Annotated in this window: 8 protein-coding genes; all 8 read left to right on the forward strand. The window is 70.7% G+C overall.

Going from position 1 to position 6760, the window contains the following annotated elements; all coding sequences use genetic code 11:
• Positions 1-190 precede the first annotated feature (190 nt).
• The 8 genes from ACIOJE_RS40935 (at position 191) to ACIOJE_RS40970 (ending at position 6619) form a co-directional block, all read left to right on the forward strand.
• On the forward strand, positions 191-523 hold the full coding sequence (locus ACIOJE_RS40935) for a hypothetical protein (protein WP_280685805.1): 333 nt from the start codon (positions 191-193) through the stop codon (positions 521-523).
• Positions 524-596: 73 nt separating this feature from the next.
• Positions 597-908: a hypothetical protein gene (locus ACIOJE_RS40940; protein WP_280685806.1), complete on the forward strand. Its 312-nt coding sequence runs from the start codon at positions 597-599 to the stop codon at positions 906-908.
• A gap of 64 nt (positions 909-972) precedes the next feature.
• Positions 973-1173 (forward strand): hypothetical protein, encoded by a 201-nt coding sequence (locus ACIOJE_RS40945; RefSeq protein ID WP_280685807.1) that lies wholly within the window; start codon positions 973-975, stop codon positions 1171-1173.
• An 816-nt stretch (positions 1174-1989) separates the two neighbouring features.
• Positions 1990-2388 (forward strand): DUF6573 family protein, encoded by a 399-nt coding sequence (locus ACIOJE_RS40950; protein ID WP_400783757.1) that lies wholly within the window; start codon positions 1990-1992, stop codon positions 2386-2388.
• A 212-nt stretch (positions 2389-2600) separates the two neighbouring features.
• Complete coding sequence (locus tag ACIOJE_RS40955; RefSeq protein ID WP_280685809.1) at positions 2601-4313, forward strand: ParB/RepB/Spo0J family partition protein; 1713 nt, start codon at positions 2601-2603, stop codon at positions 4311-4313.
• A gap of 357 nt (positions 4314-4670) precedes the next feature.
• Complete coding sequence (locus ACIOJE_RS40960) at positions 4671-4982, forward strand: hypothetical protein (protein ID WP_280685810.1); 312 nt, start codon at positions 4671-4673, stop codon at positions 4980-4982.
• A 468-nt stretch (positions 4983-5450) separates the two neighbouring features.
• Complete coding sequence (locus ACIOJE_RS40965; RefSeq protein WP_280685811.1) at positions 5451-5768, forward strand: hypothetical protein; 318 nt, start codon at positions 5451-5453, stop codon at positions 5766-5768.
• A gap of 125 nt (positions 5769-5893) precedes the next feature.
• Positions 5894-6619 carry a hypothetical protein gene (locus ACIOJE_RS40970; RefSeq protein ID WP_280685812.1) on the forward strand — a complete coding sequence of 242 codons (726 nt, stop codon included), beginning with the start codon at positions 5894-5896 and terminating at the stop codon, positions 6617-6619.
• The last annotated feature ends 141 nt before the right edge of the window (positions 6620-6760 follow it).

Here is a 6760-nt window from a genome sequence, read left to right on the forward strand (position 1 = left end):
ATGATCTTGTCATTCGGGTGAAAAGTGCTGGTCAGGGCCCTTTCAGGTCTTGCTTTCCTGGCTAATTCTGGTATTGTTGTCTTTGTCGGAAGGGGAGGGCGGGAGCCCCCCGGACGACAAGCCCCGGAGATGCGGTCGGCAACCGCCCCGGAGGCCCGGAACACACCAACCAACCCGAAAGGCAACCACCATGCTCCGCACCTTCATCGAGACCTTCAAGGCCATCCGAGCCCGGAAGCGCGCGGCGGCCGCGACCGGCGGGCTCAAGCCCTACACCGTCGTCCTGGACTGGATGCCCGAGGCCTACCAGGACTACGCGGTCGAGGTGGTCCACGTCCGCGCCGCCACCCCGCTGGCCGCCGTCTGGGCCGCCTACCTCCAGGCCGCCCGCGCCTACGCCAGCCAGGTCGCCGAGTTCCAGGGACTGGACGGCGAAGAGCTGATCCTGGCCGCCACCCAGGTGTTCCGCCGCGTGTGCACCTTCCCCGGGGTCCAGCACGCCACCAACTCCATGGACTTCTGACCACCCCACCCGGGGGCGGCGCTGGCCGCGCCGCCCCCGGCCACCCGAAGCACACCACCGAAGGAGCAAGAACATGATCCGCAGGCTCATCAACCTCCTCACCGCCGCCCGCCGCGAGAAGACCGCCGAACAGGAACGCAGGTTTTACACGGTCGTCCTGGACTGGGGCGACACGCACAGTCTGCTCGGGCCCGAGATTGTCCACGTGGACGCCGCCGACCGGTTCGACGCTCGGGAAGTCGCCTTCCTCGCCGTCGGCGAGGCCTACGCAGATCACATCAGCGAGTTCGGAGGACTGGCCGGTCAGGAGCTGGCCCTGGCCGCCGACCAGTTGCTGTACCACGTGGCGACCTTCCCCGGTGCCCTCCACACCGCCGACTTCTGACCCATCCTCGGGCGCGCTGGCCGCGCCGCCCCGGCCCACCCGAAACACCCCCACAGGAGAGACGATGCAGAACGACTCCAGCCAGGCGATCCGCCCGGCCGCGACTCAGTCCGCCGACCGACAGGCAGTCCTAGCAGCCCTGCTCGAGCGGGCGGTCGAGATCAACGATCTCGCGAGCGACCCCGATCACATGAACGACCACAACTGCACCTGCGACCTCGACGCCCTGGACCTGGTCCGCGAGATCGCCGCATTCTGCAGCTGACCCCAGACCCGGCCGCGCCCGACCAGGCGCGGCCGGGTCTGCGTTCGCGGGGGGCGCAGCGCGGCGCCCCCCGCGAACGGGAGCCGTCGCCGGAACCGCTGCGGCCGGGTGCGCCGACCGGTCGGGTGGCGGCGGCGGTGCGCCGGCCGTTGGGTGGCTGAGCAGGACGAACGACGGCCGCGTGCCTCCGGGTGGCCGCAGCGCGCGGGTCAGTGAGACCGGCGCTTCGCGCCGGTGCCGGGACCGGCCCCGGCAGGCCGCCAGCGCCCGGCGGCGCTGGACCCGCCTACCCCTGCGGGGGGCGCCTCCCCCCGCACCCCCCACCAGCCCTGCGCGGGCTGGACATGCGCTACCGCCTGCCCTGAACGCGCTCGCAAGCTCCCGCGTTCACCACTCGGGCCTCGCGGCCCTCCCTGGGCAGTTGGTCCCAGCGCAGGTGGCTGGTCGTCGTCGTGGCGGGTGCTGGGGCGCAGCAGCGTCGCCGATCTGACGGTTCGCGGGGGTGGCCGTGGTGGTGCTCGGTGTCGCGGTCGGGTGGTGAGGGTTGGTCAGCGGGGTGCCGGCCTTCGGGGGTTGGGGTCACGGCGGGCTGACTGGGAGGGGGGTTCCGGGGGTGGGACGGCCCTGGAAATGATCTTGGCATTCGGGTGAAAAGTGCTGGTCAGGAGCCCTTCAGGTCTTGCATTCAGGGCTAACTCTGGTATTGTTGTCTTTGTCGGAAGGGGGCAAGGCCCCCCGGACGACAAGCCCCGGACGGGCGGTCGGCAACCGTCCCGGAGGCCCGGAACACACCAACCAACCCGAAAGGCAACCACCATGACCACCACCTACACTCGCGCCCAGGCCATCGCCGACGGCTACCTGATCGAGGCCGACCCGCAGCTGGTCGCGACTCTCGGGGGCTTTCCCGCGCCAGTCGCCTACACCGATGCCGTGTTCCGGGAGTGCATCGCGTGGCGGGACGCCCCCGGCACCGAGGCCCTGCGGCAGGGCGAGGTGCAGCGCGAGTGGGACCTCCTGCTGATGACGAGCCGGGCGATCGGCGCCGCCTGCAGCTCCGCCCGCCCGCGCGGCAACCGGCTGACCGTGGAGCTGTTCCGCATCCCCTGTGACGGCTCCAGTGTCAAGGCTCAGCGCGTCATCCTGGTGGCGACGATCGGCCCCGGCGACTGCGGCGAGCCGGTGATCACGATCGCCCGCCCCAGCGAGGGCTGAGGCGGCGCGGCCGGGCGGTCGACGAGTCGACCGCCCGGCCGCGAGGAACCAAGCAGCGCGAAAACGGCAGCTCAAGGACCGTCTGACACTTCCAAAAACGGTCTTTTGCTGGTAATGTTGTCTTTGTCGGAGGGGGTTGCTTCCGACATCCGGGGGCGGCGCTGGCCGCGCCGCCCCCGACCGAAACGCACCGCTCACCACGAACGAGAGGCATGAACGTGACCGACACCGTCACCGAGTACCAGTCGGCGGCCCTTGCGGACGGCGAGGCCGAGGAGATCCAGCGCACGGCCTACGAGGAGCTGCGAGCCGAGGTGCTCGACAGCGACCACCACCCGGAGGAAGAGCAGGACCCCGACGCCGGCGCCGGGGCGGGCCGCTTCGTCTGGGCCGACCCGTTCGTCCTCGTGGTGGACCCGTTCAACCACCGCAAGAAGCGATCCGACGGAGAGGACGAGGACGACACCACCGAGCCCAACCTCGAACTGATCGCCAGCGTCGAAGAGTTCGGCGTCCAGACGCCCCTCCTGCTCCGCCCGCAGCCCGACGGCACGCTCGGCATCATCTTCGGCCAGCGCCGCAACAAGGCCGCGCAACTGGCCGCCCCGGCCCGCAAGGCCGCCGGGCAGCCCTGGAAGGTCCCCGCCATCGTGCGGGACGATCTGGCCGACGCCGACGACGACGCCCTGGTGCTGAGCGTGGTCGAGAACCGGCACCGCGAGGACGCCAGCACGCTCGACTACATCGAGGCCGCCCAGCAGCTCGCGCTGATGAAGGGGGGCACGAGGACGAAGCGCAAGCGCCAGGCCCGAGCGATGGGCCTGACGGAGCAGGAGCTGGACGCCGCCGCCCAGGCATCCCAGCTCGACGACGCCACCCTGAAGCGGGGCGTGGACCGCGACTTCGACCTCCTCGAACTGGCCGACCTGGAGACCGTCAAGGAGCACCCCGACGCGATCTCCGAGCTCTCGACCGCGAGGTACTGGGACCAGCGGTCCGGGGGCGCCGATCGCGGACGCTGGAACCACACGCTGCAGAAGCTCCGCGACGAGCTGACCGAACGCGCCAAGCTCGCCCAGCTCCGGGAGCAGCTTCGCGAAGCCGGGCTGACCGTGCTCGACTGGCGCTCGGACTGGACGCAGGTCGCGGCCCGTCCGGTAGCCGGCCTGCTCGGCTCCCTGGGCAAGCCCCTCGACGCCGAGCGGCACGCCCAGGACTGCCCCGGGCGCGCGGTGGCGATCGACCCCTCCGGCGAGCCGGTGCCGCTGTGCGCGGACTGGAAAGCCAACCGGCACCAGATGCCCGAGGCGCCGAAGCCGGTCGCGGACAACTCCGAGCTCAGGCAGGTGAAGGCCTACAACGCCGCGTGGAGGTCCGCCCGCACGGTGCGGCACGACTTCATCAAGCAGATCTGCGCCCGTAAGGGCGAGGCATCCTCCGAAATCTGGACGCAGATCCTCTCCATCATCAGCAGCGGGTGCGCCGCCAACACCGACATGATGGCGCAGTTCCTCAGCGCCGAGCCGAAGTCGGGCAGGGATCCCCGCTACGGACGCCAGGACCCCTTCGGCGACCTGATCGCCCGTACCGGCAAGCAGCGCCGATGGACCATCCTTTTCGCCCAGGTCGCCGCCCACTGCGAGCGGCAGTACATGCACGACGGAGCCTGGCGCAACACCATCGACCGCGCAGTCGTCCAGTGGATCGAATTCCTGGCCAAGCACTGCGGCTACACCCTCAGCGAGATCGAGGAGGAGACGCTGGAGACGGCCCGACAGCAGGCCGCCGAGGTCGCGGCCAAGGAAGCGGCCCGAGCGGCGGCCCAGGCGAAGGACGACGAGGCGGAGCTGGAGCTGGACGGCGACCTCACCGACGACGAGGCGGAGCTGGACGGCGACCTCACCGACGAGGGGTCCAGCGAGTAAGACGGCCCGGGCGGGGCGGCGCGATCAACGCCGTCCCGCACCCCGCAGGCGAGCGGGCCGAGCGCGCAAAAAACCGGTGGCCACCCGCCATAAGGCGGACCCCCCGCACAAGTGCGGCAGGCTGGCGCGGCCACCGGTCCCGAAACACACCGACCTCCCCAGGAAGGAGATGCCAGTCTGTACCACCGAGCATAGCGGGTCCGACACCAGGGGAATTACGCCGGTCGTGACCGCTCACTCTCGACAAGATGGTCTAAAGCTGGTAATTTTCTTCATGTCGGGCTAGGTTCTACCCCGGCAGGGCGCCGGTTGGCACCGGTGCCCGGAACTCCGAAACACACCCACCAGGGAGACGACATGTCCACCACCCCCGCCATCGAGCTCGACCACCCCGCCCTGCAGGCTCTGTGCGAGAAGATCGCCGCTGAGGCTGCCGCCGAGGACCGCAGCCCGTCCGAGGAGTTGGACGGCACCAGCGACAGCTTCCTGACCGCTCGCTACTACGGGTACCTGGTCGCTGGCCAGCAGAACCTGACCGGCGCGGCGCTGCACCGCTGTGCCTTCCTTGAGACGGTGGCGCTGGAGTCCATCGGAGGGGATTGGAGCAAGCTCGTTCCCGGTCAGGCGCGAGCCATCCGTATCGCCGTCGCGAAGGCCCTGGCTGAGTAGGTCCGCAAGGTGCGGGGGCGGGCTCAGTACGCCGGGCCAGCCCCCGCTGCCCGGCGCGCCAGGCCGGGTCGGGCGGCATCGAGCCGCCCGACCCGGGGCTGACGCTCCCTCGGCCGGCCCTCCCCACCTACCGCACCATCCGAAGGGGCACGAGCTCAGGGCCGGCACCCTGGCCGCTTGCGGCCAGGAGCTGTGACTGGGCTGGCCGGAGGTCGGCGACCGCCGACTCGAGGTGCAGGTCTCTTGCCTCATCCCGGATCGCCCCGGCCGGGCCTGGACCGCATTGCACGGCCTCGCCCAGCTCGCCACCGCAGCCACCGACCGCCCCCGAGGCCGAGTCGTCTGCACGGTCTGCGACGCATAGCTCCCCTAAGCACCTATGGCAGCCAACAACACCCCGAGGCGCGGCGGCACCGCGACCCGGACGACCCCGGAACACACCGAACACCACCTCACCCAGGAGGAGCCATGCTCACGATCGGCCACGCGGCCGCCGCTTCCGCCCTTGCTGCCGCGAGGCAGCAGGACACCCCGCTGAAGCTCAACGACCTGGAGATCGAACTCTTCGTGCTCGCCACCACCTCCGCGCCCGCCCGCCCCAACGCCATCAAGGCCGCCGAGGCGATCAGGACCGCCCGCGAGCAGATGATGACGGACGCTGACCAGGCGTACGACCGGGCCACGCTGGACGCCGGCTTCGGCTTGGCCGCCGCCGCCCTGGCAGAAGCCGCCCCTGAGGCACAACGCCTGGACGGCTACGAGGGCTGCGACGGCCGCCCGTTCTGATCAACACCCGTGCAGGCCCCGGAGCCGACCCGGCCCCGGGGCCTGCACCCGTTCCGCCACGACTCCACTCCGCCCGAGCGAGACCACCGGAGCCCGCCATCCCCGAAACGAGCAGACACTGGCCAATGCGCCCCATCTACCTGCCCGACGAACACCTGCCCAGCAGCGCCGCGGGCTGGACCTGCCGCACCTGCCAGACCCCCTGGCCCTGCGATACCGCTCAGCCCTACATCCAGAGCGGCACCTGCCAGTGCGGCGCCCCCACGTACCACGACCTCAAACTGCCCCGCCGCTGGCACATCGGCCCCATCTGCTACACACACACCGACCAGCTCGCCGCCCTCGCCGAGGAACTGCACGCCTACCACCAGGCCAACCCCAACTACCCGCCGAGCCACTACTACCCGCCCAAACCACGACGGCGTACCAGCCCACGACCCCACCACCCCAGCCACATTCCCACCGGCCCCGGCGACATCCGCCCCGGTGCCTCCCTCTGGGTGCGCCCCGGCGGGCTCCACCCGGGGTGGGGAGACATCCACCGTCTCGCCGTGCTCACCACGCCGGCCCTGCCGACGAGCGGCATCTGGCTCCACGGCGACAGCACGCTCCACCAGGTCCGCTCCGAAATGCTCCTGATCGACGGCACGACGAGGGCCGCCGCCAGCGCCATCGGGCGTAGCGAAGCGTCGCTCTACACCACCAGCCGCCCCCACCGGCTTTTGCCTGACTGGGAGTGGCTGGGGTGGACGGTCGCCGACCACCTCCGCTACCGCCAGCAGAACGCCCCCGTCTACGCCCAGGCCCCCAGCCCCGTCCAGGACCCACTCTTCGCACCGGAACCGGAGTAGGCCCAGGCACTGGTTCCTGCCCCTGGTAGCGGTCACCCAAATTTGGGGGGACTATCACGATCTAGGTGTACGGCACCCGGTTGGCCTAGCTGTTGATCTTCCTGGTGGGCGTAGGCCGGATGGTCTACGCCCGTCCGGCTG

The sequence above is a fragment of the Kitasatospora sp. NPDC087861 genome (genome assembly GCF_044742585.1).
Lineage (GTDB): Bacteria > Actinomycetota > Actinomycetes > Streptomycetales > Streptomycetaceae > Kitasatospora.

Coding starts and splice junctions, on each gene's coding strand:
- ACIOJE_RS40965 (WP_280685811.1), top strand. CDS start 5,451: ATGCTCACGATCGGCCACGCGGCCGCCGCTTCCGCCCTTGCTGCCGCG.
- ACIOJE_RS40950 (WP_400783757.1), top strand. CDS start 1,990: ATGACCACCACCTACACTCGCGCCCAGGCCATCGCCGACGGCTACCTG.
- ACIOJE_RS40945 (WP_280685807.1), top strand. CDS start 973: ATGCAGAACGACTCCAGCCAGGCGATCCGCCCGGCCGCGACTCAGTCC.
- ACIOJE_RS40960 (WP_280685810.1), top strand. CDS start 4,671: ATGTCCACCACCCCCGCCATCGAGCTCGACCACCCCGCCCTGCAGGCT.
- ACIOJE_RS40940 (WP_280685806.1), top strand. CDS start 597: ATGATCCGCAGGCTCATCAACCTCCTCACCGCCGCCCGCCGCGAGAAG.
- ACIOJE_RS40955 (WP_280685809.1), top strand. CDS start 2,601: ATGAACGTGACCGACACCGTCACCGAGTACCAGTCGGCGGCCCTTGCG.
- ACIOJE_RS40970 (WP_280685812.1), top strand. CDS start 5,894: ATGCGCCCCATCTACCTGCCCGACGAACACCTGCCCAGCAGCGCCGCG.
- ACIOJE_RS40935 (WP_280685805.1), top strand. CDS start 191: ATGCTCCGCACCTTCATCGAGACCTTCAAGGCCATCCGAGCCCGGAAG.